At 53.0% G+C, this 24,684-nt stretch carries 22 protein-coding genes and 1 riboswitch; of the genes, 6 read left to right on the plus strand and 16 right to left on the minus strand.

The window, feature by feature from the left end; translation table 11 throughout:
- Positions 1 to 67: 67 nt before the first annotated feature.
- Both ACAF76_RS13120 and ACAF76_RS13125 read left to right on the plus strand, forming a co-directional pair.
- Positions 68 to 1,588: a carboxypeptidase M32 gene (locus ACAF76_RS13120; RefSeq protein ID WP_400164018.1), complete on the plus strand. Its 1,521-nt coding sequence runs from the start codon at positions 68 to 70 to the stop codon at positions 1,586 to 1,588.
- 154 nt (positions 1,589 to 1,742) lie between these two features.
- Positions 1,743 to 2,309, plus strand: coding sequence for a mismatch-specific DNA-glycosylase (locus ACAF76_RS13125; RefSeq protein ID WP_400164019.1), 567 nt, complete (start codon positions 1,743 to 1,745; stop codon positions 2,307 to 2,309).
- 52 nt (positions 2,310 to 2,361) lie between these two features.
- Here ACAF76_RS13125 and ACAF76_RS13130 read toward each other — a convergent pair whose 3' ends face one another.
- Both ACAF76_RS13130 and metH read right to left on the minus strand, forming a co-directional pair.
- The gene (locus ACAF76_RS13130) at positions 2,362 to 4,230 is read right to left on the minus strand and encodes a bifunctional homocysteine S-methyltransferase/methylenetetrahydrofolate reductase (protein ID WP_400164020.1); all 1,869 of its coding nucleotides are present in this window, start codon (positions 4,228 to 4,230) and stop codon (positions 2,362 to 2,364) included.
- 35 nt (positions 4,231 to 4,265) lie between these two features.
- Entirely contained in the window at positions 4,266 to 7,712 is a 3,447-nt protein-coding gene (metH, locus tag ACAF76_RS13135; protein WP_400164021.1) for a methionine synthase, read from the minus strand.
- Between the two features lie 103 nt (positions 7,713 to 7,815).
- Positions 7,816 to 7,916, minus strand: a riboswitch (SAM riboswitch).
- A 199-nt stretch (positions 7,917 to 8,115) separates the two neighbouring features.
- On the opposite strand from metH, the gene ACAF76_RS13140 reads away from it, so the two are divergent.
- From ACAF76_RS13140 to argS, 3 genes are all read left to right on the plus strand, one after another.
- On the plus strand, positions 8,116 to 8,223 hold the full coding sequence (locus tag ACAF76_RS13140) for a YjcZ family sporulation protein (protein ID WP_400164022.1): 108 nt from the start codon (positions 8,116 to 8,118) through the stop codon (positions 8,221 to 8,223).
- A gap of 157 nt (positions 8,224 to 8,380) precedes the next feature.
- Positions 8,381 to 8,875 (plus strand): hypothetical protein, encoded by a 495-nt coding sequence (locus ACAF76_RS13145; RefSeq protein WP_400164023.1) that lies wholly within the window; start codon positions 8,381 to 8,383, stop codon positions 8,873 to 8,875.
- Between the two features lie 358 nt (positions 8,876 to 9,233).
- Positions 9,234 to 10,949: an arginine--tRNA ligase gene (gene argS, locus ACAF76_RS13150; RefSeq protein WP_400164024.1), complete on the plus strand. Its 1,716-nt coding sequence runs from the start codon at positions 9,234 to 9,236 to the stop codon at positions 10,947 to 10,949.
- Positions 10,950 to 11,022: 73 nt separating this feature from the next.
- Here the strand turns inward: argS and ACAF76_RS13155 are convergent, their stop codons facing one another.
- The 9 genes from ACAF76_RS13155 to ACAF76_RS13195 all read right to left on the minus strand — a co-directional run bounded on the left by ACAF76_RS13155 (position 11,023) and on the right by ACAF76_RS13195 (position 18,448).
- Positions 11,023 to 11,427, minus strand: a complete 405-nt coding sequence (locus ACAF76_RS13155) for a hypothetical protein (protein ID WP_400164025.1) — start codon at positions 11,425 to 11,427, stop codon at positions 11,023 to 11,025.
- A 37-nt stretch (positions 11,428 to 11,464) separates the two neighbouring features.
- The gene (locus ACAF76_RS13160) at positions 11,465 to 12,307 is read right to left on the minus strand and encodes a deoxyribonuclease IV (RefSeq protein ID WP_400164026.1); all 843 of its coding nucleotides are present in this window, start codon (positions 12,305 to 12,307) and stop codon (positions 11,465 to 11,467) included.
- Between the two features lie 153 nt (positions 12,308 to 12,460).
- Positions 12,461 to 12,577, minus strand: coding sequence for an IS3 family transposase (locus ACAF76_RS13165; protein WP_400164055.1), 117 nt, complete (start codon positions 12,575 to 12,577; stop codon positions 12,461 to 12,463).
- Positions 12,578 to 12,905: 328 nt separating this feature from the next.
- Positions 12,906 to 13,091 (minus strand): transposase, encoded by a 186-nt coding sequence (locus ACAF76_RS13170; protein WP_400164027.1) that lies wholly within the window; start codon positions 13,089 to 13,091, stop codon positions 12,906 to 12,908.
- 385 nt (positions 13,092 to 13,476) lie between these two features.
- Complete coding sequence (locus ACAF76_RS13175) at positions 13,477 to 14,043, minus strand: DUF3221 domain-containing protein (protein ID WP_400164028.1); 567 nt, start codon at positions 14,041 to 14,043, stop codon at positions 13,477 to 13,479.
- 57 nt (positions 14,044 to 14,100) lie between these two features.
- Positions 14,101 to 15,468 (minus strand): S1 family peptidase, encoded by a 1,368-nt coding sequence (locus ACAF76_RS13180; protein WP_400164029.1) that lies wholly within the window; start codon positions 15,466 to 15,468, stop codon positions 14,101 to 14,103.
- A gap of 562 nt (positions 15,469 to 16,030) precedes the next feature.
- Positions 16,031 to 16,216: a transposase gene (locus tag ACAF76_RS13185; RefSeq protein ID WP_400164030.1), complete on the minus strand. Its 186-nt coding sequence runs from the start codon at positions 16,214 to 16,216 to the stop codon at positions 16,031 to 16,033.
- Between the two features lie 94 nt (positions 16,217 to 16,310).
- On the minus strand, positions 16,311 to 17,171 hold the full coding sequence (locus ACAF76_RS13190) for a universal stress protein (RefSeq protein WP_400164031.1): 861 nt from the start codon (positions 17,169 to 17,171) through the stop codon (positions 16,311 to 16,313).
- Between the two features lie 101 nt (positions 17,172 to 17,272).
- Positions 17,273 to 18,448, minus strand: coding sequence for an HD-GYP domain-containing protein (locus ACAF76_RS13195; protein ID WP_400164032.1), 1,176 nt, complete (start codon positions 18,446 to 18,448; stop codon positions 17,273 to 17,275).
- A 251-nt stretch (positions 18,449 to 18,699) separates the two neighbouring features.
- Here ACAF76_RS13195 and ACAF76_RS13200 point away from each other — a divergent pair, with 251 nt between their 5' ends.
- Positions 18,700 to 20,031 carry an MFS transporter gene (locus ACAF76_RS13200; RefSeq protein WP_400164033.1) on the plus strand — a complete coding sequence of 444 codons (1,332 nt, stop codon included), beginning with the start codon at positions 18,700 to 18,702 and terminating at the stop codon, positions 20,029 to 20,031.
- A 13-nt stretch (positions 20,032 to 20,044) separates the two neighbouring features.
- On the opposite strand, the gene ACAF76_RS13205 is transcribed toward ACAF76_RS13200, so the two are convergent.
- The 5 genes from ACAF76_RS13205 to ACAF76_RS13225 form a co-directional block, all read right to left on the minus strand.
- Positions 20,045 to 20,356 (minus strand): hypothetical protein, encoded by a 312-nt coding sequence (locus ACAF76_RS13205; RefSeq protein WP_400164034.1) that lies wholly within the window; start codon positions 20,354 to 20,356, stop codon positions 20,045 to 20,047.
- A gap of 45 nt (positions 20,357 to 20,401) precedes the next feature.
- Positions 20,402 to 21,961 (minus strand): cation acetate symporter, encoded by a 1,560-nt coding sequence (locus ACAF76_RS13210; protein ID WP_400164035.1) that lies wholly within the window; start codon positions 21,959 to 21,961, stop codon positions 20,402 to 20,404.
- Complete coding sequence (locus tag ACAF76_RS13215) at positions 21,958 to 22,272, minus strand: DUF485 domain-containing protein (RefSeq protein WP_400164036.1); 315 nt, start codon at positions 22,270 to 22,272, stop codon at positions 21,958 to 21,960. Before ACAF76_RS13215 ends, ACAF76_RS13210 begins: the two co-directional genes overlap by 4 nt.
- A gap of 121 nt (positions 22,273 to 22,393) precedes the next feature.
- Positions 22,394 to 24,208, minus strand: a complete 1,815-nt coding sequence (locus tag ACAF76_RS13220) for a cation acetate symporter (RefSeq protein WP_400164037.1) — start codon at positions 24,206 to 24,208, stop codon at positions 22,394 to 22,396.
- A gap of 33 nt (positions 24,209 to 24,241) precedes the next feature.
- Entirely contained in the window at positions 24,242 to 24,589 is a 348-nt protein-coding gene (locus tag ACAF76_RS13225) for a hypothetical protein (RefSeq protein ID WP_400164038.1), read from the minus strand.
- Positions 24,590 to 24,684 lie beyond the last annotated feature (95 nt).

Consider the following 24,684-nt stretch of genomic DNA (forward strand, 5'->3'; position numbering starts at 1 on the left):
AATTAGTAAAAAATTTTTGATTAAATACGCATCATACATATTCACAACGATAATAGGAGGGACTCACATGTCGGCCAATTTGGAAAGCACGACAGCAGCGTTTCGCGAGCTGGTCAAAAAAATTTCCAGCTACAACCACGCGCTTGCTGTCCTGTACTGGGATTTGCGCACCCAGGCACCTCGCAAAGGGATGGACGCTCGTTCGGAAGTGATCGGCACCTTGTCCACGGAACAGTTCAAGCTGTCCACCTCCAAAGAAATGGAGGAATTGCTTTTGACGCTCAGCGAGCCTGCTGCACTGGATTCGCTCGATGAGATCACCCGCAAAAGCGTGTTGGAGTGCAAGAAAGAATTCGATCGCAACAAGCTGATTCCTCCGGCTACCTATCAGGAATACGTCGTGCTCACTTCGCAGGCGGAGACGATCTGGGAAGAAGCGCGGGAAAAGAATGACTTTGCCATGTTCCAGCCCTACCTGGAAAAAATCGTCCGCTTCCAGCTCCAGTTTATCGACTACTGGGGAACGGACGGGAAGAACAAGTACAACACGCTCCTGGACATGTACGAACCAGGCATGACCGTAGATCAGCTCGATCCGATGTTCGCCACCCTGCGCGACAAAACCGTCAAACTGGTGGAGAAAATCACCCACTCGCCGAACAAGCCGGATACGTCTTTCCTGAAAAAGCACTTCCCGATCGCGGAGCAGGAAGCGTTCAGCCGCTATGTGCTGGAGAAGATCGGCTACGACTTTCAGGCTGGCCGGATGGATCGCAGCGTCCACCCGTTCTGCACGTCGTTCAACCCGGGCGATGTCCGGATCACGACTCGCTACGACGAGCATGATTTCAACTCCGCGCTGTTTAGCTGCATCCACGAGGCGGGACATGCGATTTACGAGCAAAACATCAGTTCGTCGCTGCTCTTTACCCCGCTTTGCGATGGCACTTCGATGGGAATTCACGAGTCCCAATCCCGCTTCTGGGAAAACATGGTCGGTCGCAGCCTGCCGTTCTGGAACGGTCTGTACGCCGATCTGCAAAAAGCGTTCCCGTCACAATTCGCCGGCGTGAGCGTGGAAGACTTCTACCGCGCGATCAACGAGGTCACTCCTTCCTTTATCCGTACCGAATCGGACGAGGTGACGTACAACCTGCACGTGATGATTCGCTATGAAATCGAAAAAGGTCTGATCAACGGCACGATGGAAGTCGCCGATCTGCCTGCGATCTGGAACGAAAAAATGAAGGAATACCTCGGGGTCGTCCCGCCAACCGATACGCTAGGCGTCTTGCAGGACGTTCACTGGGCAGGCGGGATGTTCGGATACTTCCCGACCTACTCGCTGGGCAATGTATATGCGGCGCAATTCTCCCATGTCATGCGCCAGCAGATCGCCAACTACGACGAACTGGTCACGACCGGCCAGTTTGCCCCGATCCGCCAATGGCTGAGCGACAACATTCATCAGTACGGCAAGCTGAGAAGCCCGCGCGAACTGGTGGAGGCAATCACCGGCGAAGGTGCGAATGGCACGTACCTGGTGGACTATCTGGAGAAAAAGTACAGCGAGATTTACAAGCTCTAACATAAGTGATTCTATAGAAGGAAGGCTATCCCGTACGTCTTTGCCGTTATGGGGTAGCCTTCTTTGCCCTTTTCTCCGCAAGGTCGGTTTGATAGAATCAAGCTGCTCGAAGAAAAGCTACGATACCTACTCTCGATAGAAAGGAGAAGGCTCGATGACCGATTTCACCGACCGCTGGCTTCCGACCTATATCCGCCGCGACCTGACCGTACTGTTTTGTGGCATCAATCCCGGTCGCGTCTCCGCTACTGCCGGCTTTCACTACGCCAACCCTGCCAACCTGTTCTGGCGCGGCCTGCACGCGGGAGGACTGACGCCGCGACAACTGGCACCCGAAGAGACCGCCAAACTGCTCGATTACAACTACGGGATTACCGATCTGGTCGCCCGCCCGACGCGCTCCTCCAGTGATTTGCGCGAAGACGATTTCACCACGGGCGCGCAGCAGTTCGTCCAGATGGTGCGCACGTATCGGCCTCGCGTCATCTGCTTTAACGGCATTACCGCCTTTCGTTACGCCACCGGGCAAAAAAAGCAGCAGGTTGAAGTTGGCTTGCAGCCGCAACGCTTCTTTGCCGATGCCGACTGGGCGGGCAGCTACGTCTTCGTGATTCCGTCCACGAGTGGAGCCAACGCCTCGTTTTCCCGTGAAGAACGGCTTGCCCTCTTCGGCGGGCTCAGCCGCTTTCTGCAAGAAAAAGGATGGCATCCGCTTGCCTGACCCGCCTGTGAAAAGGCGGCAGCGAACGGATGCCATCATTGCCTGCTCTATGCTATTGCTGGACAGCTACCTTTAGCTGTTCACTCTGTTTTCGCACGTACTGGATCAGCTCCACGGACATCTGATGATAGGAAAACGGCGTAATCAGATAAATTCCGTTGAAGTAACGGACTGCCGTATCGAGCAGTTCCTTGGCAATGGCGATGCCTTCCTGTCGCGCTTCTTCCCCTTGCACCCGCTTCATTCGCTCCAGCGCTTCCTGGGACAGCTTGATTCCCGGCACCTCATTGTGCAAAAACTCCGCATTGCGCTGGCTGGTCAGCGGCATGATGCCAATAAACACAGGTATTCCGATATGTTTGGTGGATTCGTAGATCGTAGCGATCGACTCGGCGTCGTATACGGGCTGGGTCATAATAAAGTCGGCTCCTGCCTCCACCTTCTTTTCCAGCCGGGCAATCGCTTTGTCGAGCTGCCGCACGTTCGGGTTAAAGGCTGCGCCCACGACGAATTGCGCCTTTTGCTTCAACGGACGCCCGGAGAAGGAAATGCCTTCGTTAAGCTGCTTGATCATGCGAATCAAATCAAACGACGTGACGTCAAAAACCGAGCTTGCCCCCGGCAAATCGCCAAAGCGCGACGGGTCTCCGGTAATAACGAGAATCTGGTCGATGCCCAAAGCGTGCAGCCCCATCAAATGCGATTGCTGACCGATCAGGTTGCGGTCCCGGCACGCCAGATGCAGCAGCGGATCGATCCCATGCCTGCTTTTCATCAGCGCTCCCAACGCCATGTTGCTCATCCGCACTGTCGCCAGCGAGTTGTCCGCCAGCGTGATCGCATCGGCACCCGCCTGGTGCAGCTCGCAGCATCCGTCAAGAAAGCTCTCCGCGTCCAGGTCGCGCGGCGGATCGTACTCCACGATAATCGTCGTCCCCTGTTTGACCCGTTCTACTATATTGAGACGGTCCGGTTCACGCAGAGTCGTAACAGTGAGGGAAGGACGCTCTCCAGGAACGACAGACGGATTGACACGCTGGAGCGGTTCCAGGTCCTTGAGCGCGTCTGCCATCTCTTTTACGTGCTCAGGCGTCGTTCCGCAACAGCCGCCCAACAGCCGCACCCCTTGTTCGCGCAAACGCAGTGCGCTCGTGGCAAAATAAGCGGGCGTCGATTTGTAGGCGTACTCGCCATCGGTCATTCCCAGCCGACCGGCGTTGGGAAAGGCTGACAAGAGCATTTCTTCGGGAACGTGCACTTGTTCAAAAGAGCGCAAAATTTCCGCCGGGCCGAGCCGGCAGTTGAGTCCAGTGATGTCTGCTCCTGCCGCTCGAAGCTGCGAAAAGGCTTCTGTCAAGGAATATCCGTCACGCGTCCGTCCGACTTCCAGCGTGGCGAGCTGAGCGATCAAAGGCAGCTTCGTCAGCGGACGGATGACCTCCAGGGCGAGCAGCAGCTCTTCGACGTCGAGGAAGGTTTCCAGGATCAGACCGTCTACGCCAGCATGCAGCAAGGCGATTGCCTGCTCCTCGTACTGGTCGCGGTACTCGTCGAGATTTTTCTTGCGTACCCTGCCCGCCAAAATCGAACCGATGCTGCCGACGACATACGCCTCTCCTCTTGCTGCCTCGCGCGCCAGTGAAACGGCCTGCCGGTTGATACGCGTCACCTTGTGCTCCAGTCCGTGGCGGGACAAGGCTTCGCGATTCGCCGAATACGTATTGGTCTCCAAAAGCCGGGCACCCGCCTCGAAGTACGAGGCGTGCACCTCCTGCACCAGACCGGGATTGGACAGGCACAGCTCCTCAAAGCTGACGCCCACCGGCACCCCGAGTCTGTATAGCTGTGTCGCCATGGCACCGTCCCCCACCAGGAGATGGTCCTGTAAATACGTGCGCAAATCCTCTCTGCCTGCCGTCATTTTCTCGTTTCTCTCCCTTCTCTCTCCCTTTTGCTCTATACCTCAAACACAGAAGGCCCTGCGTTGAAGTACCTCGCCTCCGGATGGGCAAATACCATGGCAGATACGGACGCTTCCGGCTCCATCATAAATCCTTCTGTCAACTGAATCCCGATATTTTCTGGCGCCAGCAGGCGGAACAGCTTCTCCTGGTCCTCCAGGTTGGGGCATGCCGGATAGCCGAAGGAGACGCGAATCCCCTGGTAGCGGGCACCGAAACGCTCCAGCATGGTCATTTCCGCCGGGTCCGGTATGCCCCAGGTATCGCGCATGATGTGGTGCACCCGCTCGGCAAAGGCTTCCGCCAGCTCCAGCGCCAGCGCTTGCAGCACATGGGAGCGCAAGTAATCGCCGCGCTCCTTCAACTCATTGGAACGCTCGCGGATTCCGCCTCCTGCGGTAACAGCAAGGAAACCGACGTAATCCATTTGCGCGCTCTCCACTGGACGCAAGAAATCGGACAGGCACAAGTACGGATCTTCCGGCTGCCGCGGGAAGGAAAAGCGCTCCAGCACCCGGCCGTGATCGTTTGGATCGTAGACGATAATGTCGTTGCCATCTGATTGTGCAGGGAAAAACTGATAGATCCCGTGTGCAGTGATCGTGCCTTGCTGTTTTGCCTCCGCCAGCAGCTCCTCGACCAAATCGTAGAGCTGGACTACTTTCTCGTCGCCGGACTCGATCAGTTTTTCCACGTTGCCGCGTACGCCCAGATGCTTGCCCAGCAGCATGCGCAGGTTGATGTACGGATGCAGGTGGCTGATCGGGTACTGGCGCAGCACGTGCCGCTCGCAATCGGGTGGCACATGGACCGGTACTGTCTGACTGATCGCCGAGCGTTTCGGCACGATCACGTTGCTTGCTGGCACAGACGGCTTTGGCTGTTCAGTGACCTCTGCCTGCTGTTGCTGTTCTGCGATCAACCTCTCTCGCTCCTGCGGATTTTGCAGCCGGTTTACCAGCTCCAGTCCATCCATCGCGTCCTTTGCGTACAGCACGATCCCGCGGTACTCGGGAGCGATCCGGTTGGAGGTGAACTTGCGCGTCAGCGCCGCTCCCCCCACCATCATCGGCACATCAATGCCAGCGTCGCGCAAGTCCTGGGCCGTGATCACCATCTGCTGCGCCGATTTCACCAGCAATCCCGACAAGCCGATGGCATCCGGCTTTTCTTCCCGGCACGCGGCGATAAGCTGCTCCGGCGGCACTTTGATTCCCAGATTGACGACTTCGTAGCCGTTGTTGGCGAGAATGATTTCCACCAGGTTTTTCCCGATGTCATGCACATCCCCTTTGACCGTGGCGAGCAAAATCTTCCCTTTCGACGAGGAATCCGCCTTTTCCATAAAAGGCTCCAGGAAAGAAACGGACGCCTTCATTACTTCCGCACTTTGCAATACCTCGGCGACGATCAACTGGTTGCCGTTGAACAGCCGTCCGACTTCCTCCATGCCGTGCATCAGCGGACCGTTGATAATCTCCAGCGGTGTATATTTCTCCAACGCCAGCTTCAGGTCGTCGACCAGCCCGTCCTTGGAGCCTTCCACGACGTAGCGGGCCAGTCTTTCCTCGAGTGTCAGCGAGGATGCTTCCACCCTCACTTCTTTCTTTTTCTGGCGGTAAAATTCAGTAAACGCTGCCAATGTCTCGTCATTCGTCTCAAACAGCAGCGCTTCTGCCAGCTTCCGCTCCTCTTCGGGAATGGAGGCGTAGCGCTCCAGCTTTTCCGTGTTGACGATCGCGTAGTCGAGTCCTGCCAGTGTCGTATGGTAGAGGAAGACCGCATTGAGCACTTCCCGTCCGGCTGGCGGCAGACCAAAGGAAACATTGCTCACTCCGAGGATCGTCTTGCAGGCTGGCATTGCTTCTTTGATCAAGCGAATCCCTTCCACCGTCTCCTTGGCCGAACCGATGTACTGCTCGTCACCGGTTCCCACCGGAAAGACCAGCGGGTCAAAAATAATATCCTGCGGCTTCACTCCGTACTCGTTGACCAATAGATCGTACGAGCGCTTTGCCACTTCCAGCTTCTTTTCACGGGTGATGGCCATGCCTTCCTCTGCGATCGTGCCGACGACGACTGCCGCTCCGTAGCGATGGATCAGCGGGACGACCTCGGCGAACCGCTCCAGCCCATCCTCCAGGTTGATCGAGTTGAGGATCGCCTTGCCCTGCGAATAGCGCAGCCCAAGCTCCATTACGCGTGCGTCTGTCGAGTCGATCATCAGCGGAGCCTTTACTTTTTTGCTGACGAATTGCAGGAATTTTTCCATATCTGCGTATTCGTCGCGGTCAGGGTCGGCCAGGCAAATATCGATGATCTGGGCACCGCGCTTGACCTGCGCCCGGGCGATGTCGGATGCTTCCTCGTACTGCCCGGCGGCGATCAGATCGCGGAATTTCTTCGAGCCGATCACATTGGTCCGCTCTCCTACGAGCAGCGGACGATTGTCCTCTTCGGCGTAGACCACTTCGATACCGGAGACAGCGCTGAACGCTTTGCTCTCTCCAGCACGCGGCTTGCAATCCTTCAGAGCCTCCGCCAAGGCACGGATGTGGTCCGGCGTCGTCCCGCAGCAGCCGCCCGCGACATTGAGCCAGCCCTGCTCGGCAAAAGCGCGCATTTTCGCTGCCAGTCCCTGCGGCGTTTCGTGGTAGTGACCGTTTTCGTCCGGCAGGCCCGCATTGGGATAGCAGCTTACCCCGCACTGTGCCAGGCTGGACAACGTGCGCAGGTGATCGCGCATAAACTCCGGCCCTGTCGCACAGTTCAGCCCTACGGTTACAGGCTTCAAATGCTCCAACGAGAAGTAGAAGGCCTCGATGTTTTGGCCGGCCAGAGTCGTTCCCATCGGTTCAATCGTCCCGGACAGCATCACAGGCAGTTCGCTGCCAAGCTCGGCAAACGCCTGGCGGATGCCAATTCCCGCTGCCTTGACATTGAGCGTGTCCTGCGCTGTCTCCAGCAAAAGCACGTCGACGCCGCCCAGCATCAGCCCTTTAGTTTGCCGGTAGTAGGACTCGACCAGTTCGTCAAAGGTGACCCCGCCCGTCAGCGAGAGTGTTTTGGTCGTCGGTCCCATCGATCCGGCGACATAGCGCGGCCAATCCGGCGTAGAGTATTTCTCGCACGCTTCCTTCGCCAGTTTTGCTGCCGCGATATTGATCTCCAGGTCCTTGTCCGCTACGTCGTACTCGGCCAGCACTACCGATGTAGCGCCAAATGTATTCGTCTCGACGATGTCGGCTCCCGCTTCCAGGTACTTTTCGTGGATCGAGCGGATCACGTCGGGCCTGGTCAGGTTCAGGAGCTCGTTGCAGCCATCGTACTCCTCGCCGCCAAAGTCGTCGGCGGTCAACTCTGCTTGTTGCAGCATCGTCCCCATTGCGCCATCGAGAATCAGAATTTTACGGGAAAGCTGTTCAGTAAAGGTAGGTTTCATCCGAAATTGCTCCTTTTCACTTTCTGCAGGTATAAAAAAGAAATCCTCTCCCTGTGAAAGGAGAGGATTTTTCTGCGGTAACGTAATGTACGCCTGAATCGTCCTCTTATCTTTCAAAGCACAGGGCTTTGCTGGAATTGGCACCGTGTAATACCGGTTGCCGAGGCTTCATCGGGCCAGTCCCTCTGCCTCTCTGGATAAGAGTGGATACTCGTATTCAAATTTCTGTCAGTAATTGAATGTATCTTACCACTCGCCTATCTTTTTCGTCAATCAAGAATTTGTCTTTTTCATCGCAAGCCGGACATTTGCGCCCATTTTTCCCGCTCCTGGTCATCCGCCCATACCGATCTCCGCATTCGTGTATAGACTAGAGCATAACGGAAAGGAGGGAGAAACAAACATGAGTACTTCCTACTGTGGTAACGGCTTTTTCGGTGATGCCTTCGCCCTGGTGCTCGTTCTGTTTATCCTGCTGGTAATCGTCGGATGCGGCTGTGACAACTGCTAGTTCGCGCCAAGAGCGTGTGGAAAAAGGGCCAGTCAGGCTCTTTTTTCTTTTCAGTGTGCATCATGTCCCGATTCGCTCCTGTCGATTGTCAGCACCCGCCATGTTTTGTTATCATGGGAACAGCTTTTCGGATTGCACGATAAAGGAGCGAAGCGCTGTGGAACCATTACTTCCCCGCGATAAGGACAAGTTTCTGGCGGCACTGGAGACAGTCAAGGAGCTGGAACAAACCGAATTTGAGACGTACAGCATCGTCAAGGATCGCGAAACAAACGAACATTACCTGCGCTACTTCCTGACCCACATCAATCTGTCCGAGGGAGGACGCCGCGACGAGTACGAGCACTTTTTGCCTATCGATAACGATGATGTGCTCACCCTGATCTTTGGCGAACAGCCCTACCGCTTTCCGGACAACTGGCGCTCCCCGTACCTGCGCAGCGGGAACGACAACCGCCTGATCCCGTTCGACCCTACAGAGAACCACGATCTGGAGGAAGACGCACAGGCAGAGCTGGCGATGCTCGCGCAACTGGAAGCGTTCAAGGAAAAATGGATGGACGCGGAACATTTGAGCGAGGAAGAAAAAGAGCGACTGACTCGGGAATACTTTGCCCGGCTGGATGAGATCCTGCGAAAACCCCAAGAATAAGTTGCACGTCGGCCGAACTCTTGGCTATAATATACAAGACATACGTGAAACATCACAGAAGAGGAAAGTACTCCATGTGAGAAGCGATAGCGAGTCGGGGATGGTGGAAGCCCGGTGCAGACCATGAGAGGAAACGCCCCTCGGAGATGCCGCCTGAACATCCCCCTAAAGAGGATCGTGTAGGGATCGCGCCGGGACTGCCCGTTATCGCAGAGTGAAGCGGTTTTTGTTCTCGCGCCGTAGCGGCGGCGGGACAAAAGCAACAAGAGTGGCACCGCGGGAGTACAACCTCTCGTCTCTTTTACCAGGAGACGCAGGGGTTTTTATTTTTTGCAAGGAATCGAAAGGAGTCAGGATCATGGGTTACAAACAACAAGCAGCGGAAAAAATCGCTGGCGCTCTCAGCCAAATGGGTGTGGACAACTTCGACAGCGAAACCGTCTACGGCATGCTGGAGACGCCCCCCAACCCGGAGATGGGAGACATCGCTTTCCCCTGCTTCCAACTAGCCAAGGCATTGCGCAAAGCACCGCCGATGATCGCCGCCGAGCTGGCTGGACAAATTAGCGGAACGCCTTTGCGCGAGGTGAAGGCTGTCGGTCCGTACGTCAACCTCTTCCTCGACCAGCAGAGCGTCGCGGCACAGGTGATCGGCACCATTCTCGAGCAGGGCGGCACATACGGCAGTTCGGCTGTTGGCGAAGGACGCAATGTCCCGATCGACCTCTCCTCCCCGAACATCGCCAAGCCGTTCTCGATGGGCCATCTGCGCTCTACCGTCATCGGCAACGCCATCGCCAACATCATGGAAAAGCAAGGCTACAAGCCGGTGCGGATCAACCACCTGGGCGACTGGGGCACCCAGTTCGGGAAACTGATCGTCGCCTACCGTCTGTGGGGCGATGAAGCGAAAGTAAAAGCCGAGCCAATCAAGGAGCTGCTTAGCCTCTACATCCGTTTTCACGAAGAAGCGGAAAACGATCCTGCACTGGAAGACCAGGGACGGGAGTGGTTCAAAAAGCTCGAGGACGGCGACGAGGAAGCCCAGCATTTGTGGAAGTGGTTCCGGGATGAGTCGCTGAAAGAGTTTATGAAAATTTACGAGCTGATGAACGTCAGCTTCGATTCGACCAACGGCGAAGCGTTTTACAACGACAAGATGGATCGCGTCGTCACGCTGCTGGAAGAAAAAGGACTGCTGAGCGAATCGGACGGCGCCCTGGTCGTCAATTTGGACGAGTATGACATGCCGCCGAGCCTGATCAAAAAGTCGGATGGCGCGACTTTGTACGCTACCCGCGACCTGGCTGCCGCGCTGTACCGCCACGAGACGTACGACTTCGCCAAGGCGGTCTACGTCGTCGGCAACGAGCAGCGCCTGCACTTCCAGCAGTTGTTCAAGGTACTGGAGAAGATGGGCTATGACTGGGCGCGCAACATGCACCACGTTCCGTTCGGGATGATGCTCAAAGACGGCAAGAAAATGTCCACCCGCAAAGGAAAGGTCGTCCTGCTGGAAGAAGTGCTGGCCCAGGCAATCGCCGATGTACAGAAAGTGATCGAAGAGAAAAATCCGTCGCTGGCCAACAAGGAAGAAGTGGCACGCCAGGTCGGGGTCGGCGCGGTCATTTTCCACGACCTGAAAAACTTCCGTCTCAACGATGTCAATTTCTCCTGGGAAGAGATGCTTACCTTCGAGGGAGAGACTGGACCGTACGTACAGTACAGCCATGCGCGCGCCTGCTCGCTTTTGCGTAAAGGAAACTACCAGCCAGGCGCTGCTGTCTCGCTCGCGGAAGGTGCCCTCGAGAGCAAGGAAGCATGGGCTGTCATTACGCTTTTGAACAACTTCCCGGAAGTGATCCAGCGGGCTGCGGACAACTTCGACCCGTCGCAGATCGGCAAGTACGTGATCGATCTGGCCCAGGTATTCAACAAGTTTTACGCCAATGTCCGCATCCTGGCCGAAGAGGAAAACATCAAGGCAAGCCGCCTCGCCCTCGTCGCCGCTGTGGTCGTCGTGCTAAAAGAAGGCCTGCGCCTGCTCGGCCTGGCTGCTCCGGAAGAAATGTAATCCCCCGCATTTAACAGAAAAAACCGCTGTTCTTTCGTCAAGGAAAGAGCCAGCGGTTTTTTGCATGCTTCACTTATTCGCCTTTTGGCGGATTTGCCTTTTTGCCAAACCACGTCTTGGCGACGAGCTCGACGACTTGCTTGGGCAAAGAAACAGGGGCTTGCGTCTCGCTCCCTGCACTGTCGACCAGCCGATACAGCAGCGCCGTATCATCGGCGGGGTCTGACTTCGTCTGCAAGGTCAGCTCCCCGATCTGTCCGGCTGTCGTCCATTCCTCGATCATCACCTGGTACTCGCCCGGAGCGAGCTCAATGTATGTGTCATCCGTCAGATCGACCACGGCGTAGCCGTCATGCTCGATCTCCGCGTCGTATGTATGGCCGTTTGCTCCTTCGTAGAGCGACAGTTCCTGCGGGTCGTTCAGATTTTCCTTGAGCGTTGTAAAATCGTTGATCGTGACCTTGATTCTTTTCTTCACTTCATTCCACTCCTTCTTACACAATGATCACACTGTATCACCCCTGCCACTCATTGGCAAGCGAATGGACATACGCGATCTCTTCCGGGTGCCCTCCCGTTCGCTTCCCTGGCGTCTCCAGCACCAGCGGCACATCCTGCAGCTCCGGTGTGCGCAAAAAAGTCGCGAATGCGGCCGACCCGATTTCGCCTTCTCCAATCGAGGCATGCCGATCCCGAAACGAGCCGCTCGGGTACAAAGAGTCGTTGAGGTGGACGGCAACCAGGCTGGAAAAATAGTCGTGCCGGCGCATCTTCTCCGCCACCTGCTCCCAATCGTCGCCACGCCACATGCCACTGGCAAACGCATGGCATGTATCCAGGCAAAAGCCAGTCTTGTGCGGTTCGTCCAGAAGCGAGCGCACCTGTGTCAGCTCCTCTAGCGTTGTGCCCATCCGACTTCCCTGTCCCGCGTTGTTCTCGATCAACAGCTTTGCCCGTCCGTTCCAGCACCGCAAAATCCGGTTGAGCAGTTCGATCATAAGCTGGTAGCCGCTCAGTACATCGTCACCCTTGTACTGCCCAAAGTGAACAACGACGCCAAGCGACCCGCAAGCCTCGGCAATTTCCAGGTCGTTGAGCAGCGTATCCATGGTTAGCTGGCGCAGCTCGGGCTCTTCTGTGCACAGGTTGACCGGATAGGATGTGTGGATGATCGACTGAATGCCTTTTTCCTGGCAGTAGGCGCGGCAGTTTTCCGCGTCCCGCACGTCGAACTGCTTGATGCGCAGCGAGCGCGGATTTTTGCCGAAAAATTGAAAGCAGCCAGCGCCGATGGCATCTGCCGTACGAGCCGCCTCCCAATACCCGTGGCGAATGCTGACATGGCACCCGACCCGCATGGCATCTCCCCCTCTTGTTTCAGGTTGAACTATCGGTTAGGATGCCCGATCTCGGCAGAAAACGATGTGCCACAGCTTCAAGCGGCCTAAAAAAAGACTGTCCGCTCATCTGAACTGCCCCCGTCAAGTAGACAGTACAAATAAGTAAAATTTTTAGGCGGCCTTAGTCCTGAATTCCGTGGGACTGAGGCCGTTTAACTTTGCCTGTAATCGCTCGTTATTGTAAAAGTGGATGTAGGTATCGATGTCTGTGAATGCTAATCTAATAATTGACCACCTATTGTCACATCACTCATAAAAAAGTTGACCAACTGAGAGAGCACTGCAAAAGTCCACTATGGAGCTTGCAAATCGATTAACCCTTATTCAATTGTTTTGAAAAAGGGCAGTAACGAAAAATGCAGCCCTATCTCCCTCTGGTCATAGCTGATGCTCCTTTGTTAACCGATTTAAGCTGCTATGACTAGTATACTTGGCAATCCAACTTCTGAGCTGAGTTCGGCTTGCAATTTTGTATGTATCGATAAGTTCGTATTGTGAAAACTGCCCCGACAAATAATCTTGAACCGCTTGCAGCTTTAATTCGGGGGAATACCGGTTATTCTTGACTCGGATTTCTAACCCCTTCCATTCCGTTCAATTCATACTGATGTCGCCAAGCTCGCAAGGTATTCTTATGGAGATTGTACTTGCAGGCGACTTCCACCAGAGTGCCCCCTCCTGCTTCCAACTCCCCCAAAATCGCCAATTTCTCTGCACCACTATACGCATTCTTCTTAGCCAAAAGAAATACTCCCCTCCAAGTTGTAGGTTTGTTTTTTAAACCTGTCTACTTAAAAGGGGAGCATATCATATCGAGTTCTCTTTAATCCCATTACCTTTCCTCATATTCGTTCCGTTGCAGGAGGACTCCCTTTGAAAACACTAGCAGAAACAAAGTCTTTTCTATTCTTTCGGAAAAGAAACTGTAGCTACCCCTGATGTCAGTTAGGATTTGAATTCTTCTGTCTTTGTTTGGGCCAGCAATTCCGCCTGCTGCAGTACAAGATCAATCGCCCTTTTCTCCCATTCCGGCAGGCGAGTTCTTCCTTGTTTGTATTTTCGGACGGTTTCTGAACGAGACTGGTACGCGACACAGCCTTCACCTTTCCTTGAAGTAGGCTAAGACACTACGAAATCTCTCTAACCTCTGCTGTCTCTGCATGCACTGCCAACCTGTAGCCTTTTTCTTGGTTGTCGTCATATACCTGAATGATCCACTCTGTTTCGTTCGTGCTCACACTCTGTATGATGATCGTTCCAGGTGAATGTAAGTTTTTTACATACGTTACTACAGCTTGAATCGCTGTTTTTTGCAGCATAGAGGTATTGGGATGTTTCAAGTCATCTGCAATGACTAATCTACTGAGGTCTGTAGACGATGGATATGATTGTACGGAAGGTAAAGTAGCCCAAGTTTCAACTTTAGATCCGACTTCAACATCTGTAAATAAAGCTGGATTACTTTTGCTATCAAGGATTACAGCATCCTTATTTAATGTGTACCATTCAGCCTCATAATCTTCCCCTTGTTTTGTCTCATCGCTTTCAATTACAAGAAGTCTGTTTTTTTGGTAATCGGCCTCGACAACAAATCCTGTAAGTCCTTTACGTTCGACTGTAGTATGATCATTTGAACATCCTGTTAGCATGAATGTTGCAATAGCAATCGCTAGCAAAGTACCAACATTGTTCATTAAGCCTCCTCGTTTGAGGGAGAACTACCTCCCTCAAACATGTCCATTATTATAAATTTAGTTTCCTCTGAAAATGTCATCGATGTCAAAATAGTCTACAATTCTACTAATATGAGTGTATATACCACCGTTTGTACTATGCACCCCAATTGCAGTACCCCCCAAAAAAATTGGAGCCCCGCTATCTCCTGATAAACTCGAATAAGTTGCTTGCCTCATGCCCCTTAGATAAACGGAATCTCCATTTGGAGCTTGTACATAGCCATTCCAATTTGTTGATTTTAAAATACCACATTTTACAGTACCAGTTCTGTATCCTGAAATACAAACTGCATCACCAATTGTTTCATCTCTTGTTCTCTGGACATCTTCAATGGAAAACAATTTTGATTTACTATTACCAAATACATAATAGGAGGCGTCATCAGATCCATCATCGAGCTCTATAATAGCAGCATCTACTCTTGGCCCGTTCTGAAAATCCGCTACTCTTCCAAATCTGGACCCACCTTGCCTAAATCGATCACGTAAATCCTCTACACAATGACCAGCAGTAATAACGTAAAAATCTAAGTCGATTTGCGCTGAAAATGCGGACGTACATCTACCACCAGTCTCGATATTTTCAATTCGTAATCCTGCCTGAATTGGTCTATAATAATCATTCGGACTTGCTTGAGCCTCATGTAAATCCTCTTTAAAGACATTGATAATACTACTGTCAATATCCTGCAAAGTTGAGATCTTATCATTTCCTCGGTCTAAAAGAAGTGCTCTAGCAGCCGAAGGCTTTCTTAGTACACCAATATTAATCTTTTGAGCAGGAATATTAACACTCACAGATGAAATATCAATTCCTTCCTTTTCCAAATCCTTTCTGCTTTCCGAAATGGACTCTGCGATCTCATTGAGTTGTTCTTCCGTGTAATCTGTATAGTAGATATTAATCAAATCCTTAGAATACATCTTTTTCAAGTCTTTTACATATCTTTCAACCTGTTCTTCGGTATCATTTTTAAATCCGATATTTACTACTCCGCCTGCTTTTTGATCAATATAAATGCTAGCAAACTCTTCTTTAAGATTCTCTTCAATGAAATCCTTAATCTTAGGAATTCGACTCTTCTGTTCTGCTATTCTTTCATCTAACTCACTCTCTTCTTCTTCTGTGAGAAACGCGCCATACTTCTCAGAAAAATTATTGGGGTTATTAGATAAAGATTCTAAAGTTCTCGAACTTGAGGATAAGCCCATCTCCGCTCTAAACCTTTCACTTTCTTGGATGGCCTCTTTTGACTTAATATACTCGAGTGCCTCTGGCTCGTATTCTTGTGCAGCAGTTGTTAAAGTTCCTTGAATTGACAATGTAATCGCAAGAGCTGTATACAAAATTGTGGTAATTGTTGATTTTCTTAATTTTTTCAAAGCACTACCTCCTTTGTATTATAATAGTAGATTAATACAATATATGGTTAATATCAACCTAAATATCCGTATTTTACAAAATCTTTATAACAATTTTCCAAAGTATCGAAAAAAGAAAAACTAGATCATCTATAAAAAATATGGTTTTCACCTTATTAAGATAACCGATGCGGACATTCAGAATCTGGATGGCGTATTCCCAAAAATTTTGGGTGTGAATGCTAATCTAATAATTGACCACCTATTGGCACATCACTCATAAAAAAGTTGACCAACTGAGAGAGCACTGCAAAAGTCCACTATGGAGCTTGCAAATCGATTAACCCTTATTCAATTGTTTTGAAAAAGGGCAGTAACGAAAAATGCAGCCCTATCTCCCTCTGGTCATAGCTGATGCTCCTTTGTTAACCGATTTAAGCTGCTATGACTAGTATACTTGGCAATCCAACTTCTGAGCTGAGTTCGGCTTGCAATTTTGTATGTATCGATAAGTTCGTATTGTGAAAACTGCCCCGACAAATAATCTTGAACCGCTTGCAGCTTTAATTCGGGGGAATACCGGTTATTCTTGACTCGGATTTCTAACCCCTTCCATTCCGTTCAATTCATACTGATGCCGCCAAGCTCGCAAGGTATTCTTATGGAGATTGTACTTGCGGGCGACTTCCACCAGAGTGCCCCCTCCTGCTTCCAACTCCCCCAAAATCGCCAATTTCTCCGCACCACTATACGCATTCTTCTTAGCCAAAAGAAATACTCCCCTCCAAGTTGTAGGTTTGTTTCCTAAACCTGTCTACTTAAAGGGGAGCATATCAATCGCGCGAACAGTCCGACACGTCGATTTATTTTTTCACAACCAACAGCGGCAGCTTGGCTCGATGGATCAGCTTGAAGGTGACGCTGCCCATGACCATTCCCGCTACCGCGCCCTGACCGTGATGCCCCAGCACGAGCAGGTCGGCCTCTGCTTCCGCTGTTTTGCGGATTTCTATAGCCGGATCGCCGATGATGACTTTTCGCGTGTAGGGAAGTCCGTGCGATTGCATGATTTCTTCATACGGACGAAGCGTGCTGTAGCCCCACTCCTCCAAAGTCGCCTCATCCTCCCAGCCTGCGCCAAATGTCCCGGCGTACAGGTACGGCGAGGGAACGACGGTCATCAGCGTGAACTCCGCATCCATTCCCCGGCTTGCCTCGATAGCGCAGAGGACGGCTTTCCGCGCATGCTCGGAACCATCTACTGCGATCAGCACCTTGCGCCACGGGAAGCGTGTGGCATCGGTTTCTCCGGATATGAGAAAAACGGGGATTTGCACGTCGTGAAGCGTCGGGTAGCTGACGCTCTGCATCAAGGCCCCGATGACGCGGCCGTAGCCGTGCGTGCCCATAATCAGCGCTTCGTACCCATCCTTGGCATATTGGCTGATAACCGAAGGAATGTCGCCGAACTGGATGTCCAGCCTGTACGTCACACCTGACGCCTCTGCCAAAGCCTTGATCTCTGCCAGCTCAGCGTGGGCGTCTTCCAACAGGTGGTCCTGGATCGACTTGATGCCGAGCGGATTCAGCGAGTTTTTTGCAGGATACCGGGGAATTACATGCAGCAGCGTCAATTCATCCGCTTCCCCGGCGTAGGAAAGGGCAAATCGGACTGCTTTCAACGATTGCTCCGAATGATCAACAGCCACCAATATCGTAGCCATGCCGACACATCCTTTCTACCATGCCTCTGATGTCTTGCACCTTCATTGTAGAAGCGGAGAAAGGTTCGAAGCTATCGGGAGATTCCCTGATTTTTCCGGGGCTACTCCATTACTGCGGTAATAAAAATCGTCGGATGCTCGCTCAAATCAATGTCGTTGATGTCATGCTGCTCACTCATCGTGCGGCTGGCATTCTGCTCGCGCTTGATCACCCGAACGACCGGACGGGACGGAAGCCCGCGGTTTTGGCTGATGACCACGCCGACTTCACCCGTGCTCAATTTGAGTGAGCTGCCCGTCGGATAGATGGCGATCGAACGCAAAAAATGGATGACCATTTTCAAGTCAAAGCGCTTTTCCGCCAGCCCCATAATCCGCTCGCACGCCTCGTAGGGAGGCAAGGTTTCGGCTTCTTCCGAGAGCGGCGAAATCAAATCGTCATAGTAGTTGCAAATCGCAACAATCTTGGCAAACTCGTGGATGCTGTCTCCCTTCAATCCCCTGGGGAGTCCGCTACCATCGACCCATTCCTGGTGCTGCAGGGGCACATGCGCGGAGACGATGCTCATTTCATGCTTTCTTCGCAGCAGGTGGAATCCTCGCCAGGTAAAGTGCTGTTTCAGGTCCTCCTCGACCGGCTCGGGAACTTCCTCCTCTTCCTCATCTGGAAGCGGTTCGGCTGATTGTGCCTTGTTTGGTCCGACTGGTTCAGGTTCAGCTTTGCCTTTGCCGGGAACGGTTTTGTCCTCGTTGTCTTGCTTGTCTGCTCCCGGATCGATTTTGCCGATATCGTGCAACAGCGCGCCGATCGCCAGCTCCTTCAATTGGCTCGTGTTGTAGCCCAAGCCCACCCCCATGACCGTCGCCATCATGCAGACGTTCAATGAGTGGATGTAGAGAGCATTGTCGGTCGTGCGGATTTCTCCGAGATTGAGCAGAACCCTGCGATTGCGCAGCACCTCTTCGACGATATTGCCGACAGATTTTTGCATGCCACGCAGATCGATGTTGTTGCCAGACTGCACACACTGAAACGCAGATGACAAATTGCGCATTGCATCCTTGCGCGTCGTTTCGTTAACAACTTCTTCCGTATCGACATCATCCAGCAGCGGGTCTTTGACGCTCAACATCGTCACGCCAAACTGCCGCAATTTGTTGATCATTCCCACAGTCAACTGCACGCCTGCGTGAAGCAGCGTCATTCCTTCACTCGTATATATGCTGCGAGCAAGCACGTCACCTGGTTCAACCTGTTCTACACTGATATACTTCACGGGGTTCCCTCCTGATTCTTCCTCCCCTGCTGTCCTGTTCCTATCTTATCATTTTGTTCACGTGTTTGTGCTGTCCAATTCATAGAGCGGGAAAGGTCCTATCCTTTGTTTACCACAAAGTGTACAGAATGAATCCAATTGAGAGAAAAATATGTACCCGAGCCTAGTTATTTACGAGAAAAGCGGTATAATAATAAACATCCTCATATAAAAACTTTCATTAGTGCTATTATCCACTGGAGGGGAAGCTTTTGAAAAGCAGAATTTCCGTTCTGACCAGTATTGTACTGGCTATGTTGCTGGCAGCCATTGACACGACCATTTTGAATACGACGATGCCGCTGATCGCTGAAAGTCTGGGCGGCTTTTCGCTTTATTCCTGGCCGTTTGCCACCTACATGATTGCCACGACGGTGCTCGCCCCGATCGCTGGCCGACTGTCCGACATGTTTGGAAGAAAACGCGTGTTTGCCAGTGGCATCGTCGTCTTTTTGATCGGTTCCTGGCTGTGCGGGCTGTCGCAAACGATGGAACAGCTCGCCATTTACCGCGCCATCCAGGGGCTGGGGGCCGGATTTATGCTGCCCTTGCCGGCGATCATTGCCGGAGACCTGTTCTCCGTTGAAAAGCGGGGAAAATTCCAGGCTTTGGCGACGTCGATGTGGGGCCTTTCGGCGATTGTCGCACCCTCGCTCGGCGCGTTGTTCGTCGAGTATTTGAGCTGGCGCTGGATTTTTTACGTCAATATCCCGATCTCCATCATCGCTCTTCTGACCTTGATCCCGTACCGGGAAGAGTACGCACCCAAAAAAGCACGTATCGATTACATGGGAGCGATTTTGTTTGCGGTCGGGGTGTGCTCGCTTTTGCTCGTCACTGTGGCAGAAAGCAACCAAATCGTCTACGGGCTGATCGGCGCGCTTTTTCTCGTCGGCTTTTACCTGTTTGAAAAAAGACAGGCATCGCCGCTCGTCCCGCTCACCCTGTTCCGCAACAAGACGATTCGCTGGATGAATGTGAGCGGCTTTGTCGGCTGGGCCGGTTTGTTCGGGACGGCCAGCTTCATCCCGTTGTTTCTGCAAGAAGCTGCCCATCTCTCCGTGTTTGTGAGCGGGATTGCCTTGCTTGGAACGGCCGTTGGCTGGATGGCAGCCTCAGTCCCTGCCGGCAAGTGGATCTTGCGCTACGGCTACCGCAAGCTGTTTTTGATCGGACATCTGTTGCTTGCCGCCTCTGGCGTGCTGCTTGTCCTACTCAACGAAAGCCACGGGTTCTGGTACGCCTTTTTCACCATGCTGATTCAGGGCTTGGCATTTGGCTTGCTGTCCACTTCCGGCGTCATCGGCGCGCAACAGCTTGTGGAGGCGCATGAAAAAGGAATTTCCACATCGTTTATGATGTTTTCGCGCAATATCGGCACGGCTTTTGGAGTCACGATCATGGGCTTTTTTCTCACCCGCACGACGGATTTCATGCATGGAATCCACGATCTGTTTATGTACGGATTCATCGTCAGCCTGCTGGCTCTGTTGATCTCGTTCCTGATCAAAGACCGCAGGGAGGAGCTGGGCACGGGCAGCTAAGGCTGCCTGTGGCCTACTCGTCCTTCTTCAACATGCTGTATTCGTCGCGCACTGCGCTGACGTGCTCGCTCTCCTGGGTCATTTCCAGCTTGTGCAGCAGGTCTTCCAGCACCACGCTCAAGGTGAGCAGCAACTCTCCTGTATGCGCCGGAGCTTTGTAGTAGGCACCGATCATCTCGTATCCGCTGCGCTTGTAGGAGGACGTGTCTTCCGTCTCCATCGCCTCGCATAATTCGCCGATCAGACCGCCGAGTCCCAAACGGGCTTGCTCGTACACATCCACCTGGTCGGCGGACACTACGTTTTTCTCCTTTTTGCTCGTCATCTGCTCCTCCTCCTTTTGCTTTAGGGTGGAGCAAACGAACACCCCCTATGCGCCCTTTTTCTTCTCCAGCGAACTGCCTGTACGAACCCCGGTGTGAATCTGATACAGCACGCGCTCATAGCGCTCGGCTGCGCCCGGAGCAGGACGGCTGCAGAGCGTCCCGATTATTGCGCCCAAAAACCCGACGGGGATCGAGACCAGTCCGGGATTGGTCATCGTGATGATCGGATTGCGCTGGATCAAGCCGTACTCGGGATTCATCACCGCAGGTCCGAGGTAGACCATCAGCACGGATGCCGCCAGCCCGCTGACCATCCCGACAATCGCGCCTTGCACCGTAAAGCGGCGCCAGTACAGCGTGTACAGGATGAGCGGCAAATTGGCTGAGGCTGCGACGGCAAACGTAAGCCCGACGAGAATCGCCACATTCATCTTTTCCGCATCGATCGCCAGCCAGATCGAAGCCAGCCCGATCATCGCCGAGGAACACTTCGCCACCAGCACCTGTTCCTTCTCCGAAGCCATGCCCTTGCGGATCAAATGACTGTACACATCGTGGGCGAAGGCAGAGGAAGCCGAGAGCACCAATCCGGTGACAACAGCCAAGATCGTCGCGAAAGCAACGGCAGAGATGTACGCGGTCAAAAATTCTCCCCCCAGCACATCAGCCAGCAGCGTGACCGTCAAATTCCCGCCAAACCCGACCTCTTCCAGCCGCTCATAGCCGACGAATGCGCTCGCACCAAAGCCGAGGAAAATCGTCATCAGGTAAAATGGCCCGATAATCCAGATCGCGGTGTACACCGACATGCGAGTCGTCGCTGCATCCTTGACGGTGAACAGGCGCGAAATGATATGCGGCAGGCAGGCACTGCCCAGAATCAGTGCCAGATGCAGCGACATGACTTCCAGCGGATCACTCAGTTGATTGCCGGGATGCAAAAATTCCCCTTCCAGCGGCGTCGCATGCTTCACGTAAGCAAACATCTCGGGGATGCTCCAGCCAAATCGGGAAAGAACGATCAGGCTCAGGATCAGCGTCCCTGTCAACAGCAGGATCGACTTGACGATCTGCACCCAGGAAGTCGCGACCATCCCTCCGAACACGACGTACACCGTCATCAGCACCCCCACAGCCAGCACCGCTGTCTGGTAATCAAGCTGAAACAAGTGATGAATCAGCGCTCCTGCCCCGACCAGTTGGGCAAGCATATAGAGAATACAGACCAGCAAGGTGTGGCAGGCGATCATTCCGCGCAGCCATTTGCTGTCAAAACGGACGGCAATCGCATCAGCCAGCGTGTAGCGACCCAGATTATGCAGCGGTTCGGCGATCAGGAACAGGATGATTAAATACGAGACGAGAAAGCCCAGAGCGTAAATAAAACCGTCATACCCGTACAAGGCAATCGTGCCTGCGATGCCCAGGAAGGACGCTGCACTCATGTAGTCGCCAGCCAGCGCGATCCCGTTTTGAATCCCGGTCAGCCGATAGCCAGCCGCGTAAAATTCGGTTGGGTTGTCCGTCCGTTTTGCTGCCGAGTAGGTGATCGCCAATGTCCCAATGATGACGGCGAGAAAAAAGATAACAGAAGGGAGATTCATGTCACTCCCTCCTTTTCTGTTTGTTCCACGATTTGCTGCACGAGCCTGTCATACTGCCGTGCCTTCCAGATGTACAGCGATGCCAGCAGCAGTGTCAACAAGCATTGGGAGATCGCGTAAGCCCAGACGATCGTGATGCTTCCGTAGAGCGGCTGGTTGATCCAGTCCGGAAACAAGACGATCAGGATGGGCAGCAAGAAATAGATCGTCAGAAAAATCAGACACATAATACCGATAAATCGCTTCTTTTGTTTCAGCAATTGCTCCAACGAGGGGCTGCTTTCCTTTGCTTGTACAGGACCGCGACTCAACGCCACACCAACCTTTCGTACATGCTATCTCCCTCAGCATATCACGAACCCGATTTGGAAATGAACTACAAAAAACGGGGGAGAAGCTCTCCCCCGTTTTGCATACGTTGCATCCCGAACCTTACCCTTTTTGATCAGCCTGCTGCATTTGCAAGCGGATGCGCTCGGACAGTTCATCCGATCCGTGGATACGGGCCCAGATATTGTTCACATAAACCGGCATTTTGTTTTTATCCATTATGCTGACCACGTATATCGTCAGGAAGCTGAGCGGGATGACGAAAATCGACGGGAAGGTCAAGGCGCCAATCGTAGCTCCGATGCTGCCTGGAGCAAATACGCCCGTCTCCTTGAGAATATTCATCATAATGAAGAAGATCGAGCCGCCTCCACCGACGATCATCCCGGCAATGGCGCCGTTTCGCGTCGTCTTTTTCCACCAGATCGAGGACAGCAGCATCGGTACAAAGGCTCCGCCCGATACGGCAAATGCCCAGGTCACCATCATCGCAATCAGCGAAGGATACGCCTTGTCGAGCCCGATCGCCGGGATGCCCAACCCTACCAGCAGGGAGAACAGGGACATGAGCACAACAGCCACTTTACCGACCAATACTTTTTTCCACTCCGGCGCATTCGGATTGATGTAGTTTTCGTAAATGTCATGTCCCCAGGAAGCTGCCGAGGCGATCAGCAAGCCGCCCACGGTAGAGAACATCGCCGCAAAAGCACCAGCTGCCACGTAGCCAAGACCAAACTCTCCAAACAACAACTTGCCCAGCACCGGCAAGATTTGGTCGGACTTGAGCAGCACGCCGTCGACAGTCAAAGCTGCCACCGTGGAGTCAGCAGCACTCAACTCAGGAATAAAGCGCCTGCCACCCAGACCGACGACCGAACTCATAATGTAGAAGAAGGCGATGAATGCCAACACCCACAGTGTCGTCAGACGGGCTACCTTACCGGACGGGTTGGTGTAGTAGCGGTTCATAATATGAGGCAAGCCCATCGTTCCGAGGACGAGCGCGAGTACCATGGAGAACTGGTTGAGCCAGTCATAGCGATGTCCAGGTTCCTGCATGACCATAGTCCGCTCGGGGTGCAGCTTGTTCGTCTGCGGCAGGATGACCGTCACACTGGCGTTCGGATCGCCACTTTGCACAGCTTCCTCTACTTTGGCAAATGCTTCCGGTCCCATCGTCGCTTTTGCCTGGTCGTAGATCCGCTTGCCTTCTTCTCCCTCCATCAGCTTGGAGACTGTAACAGTAGACGGGTTGGTCAACGGAACATTTTGCGAAGCGTAGTTGCCGACGCCATTGATCAGCACGAGCGCGAAGACGAGGAACATCGCGGTAAACAGCACCCAGAACTGGATCATCTGGTTCAGGGTAGTTCCCTTCATTCCGCCCAGCGCTACGTAAAACATCATGACGACGACAGTTGCGACAACCCCCGTCTGATAAGGTGTCATCCCGAGGAAGCCGACTCCGACCAGAACGTCCCAGGTGCTGCCGGCGCCGACCATTTGCGGCGCGAGATAGAAAATACAGATGAGCTGTACCATGATGACGCCAATGACGCGAGCTTTGTGGCTTTTGCCAAAACGGGCAAACAGGAAGTCGGGAATCGTGTACTCACCGAACTTGCGCAGCGGGCTGGCTACAAACAACACGACCGGGACGAATGCCGCTCCAAACCCGATCGCGTACCACATGCCGTCGACTCCGGAGGCGTACACCGCTCCTGCCACCCCCAAAAAGGAAGCTGCAGAAAAGTAATCGCCGCAAATGGCAGTTGCATTTGTCATAAACCCGACTTTTCGACCTGCCAGGTAAAAGTTCGCCGTATTGGTGTTAAACGCCCGGCTGTACAGCGAGATTCCGACCGTTACGAGTACCAGTAGGATGACCATTGAGATCGCCCACATATTGAGCATGTTCCATTTCTCCTTTATCCGTTAGTAAAGGCATTACAGGTTTTTCAAATCATCATCCAGTCGGTTGGCGCGTTTGACGAACACGAATGCGAGCAGCCAGTAAAAAACGTGGAAAAGCAGCAATGTAGTCCAGAAGTTCAAGGTCAGGCCAAAGATCAGCGGAGTGCCGTACCACCATTCTGCCGTGCCGCTCAAAAAGGGAATCAGCAGCGTGATCAGGAAGAAATAGAGGCCGAAGGTAAAGCTGAGTTTGCGTTGTGCCAAAAACGAAGCGTTAACTTTCGCCAGTTCTTCTTCGGTGACGAACTGGGTGGTCAAAGAGGCGTCGTTCTCTCCCCCGTTCGGCTTGCCTTTCTGTGTAGGAATTACCGTGTCTGACATACTCTAACCTCCTTGGTATAGAATGAAGTCGAGGATCATATGAAAGCGCTTACTAAATTATAGGATAATTTGGCAAATAAGTTTGATTTTTCGCG

This window comes from Brevibacillus sp. TJ4 (genome assembly GCF_044627595.2).
Taxonomy (GTDB): domain Bacteria; phylum Bacillota; class Bacilli; order Brevibacillales; family Brevibacillaceae; genus Brevibacillus.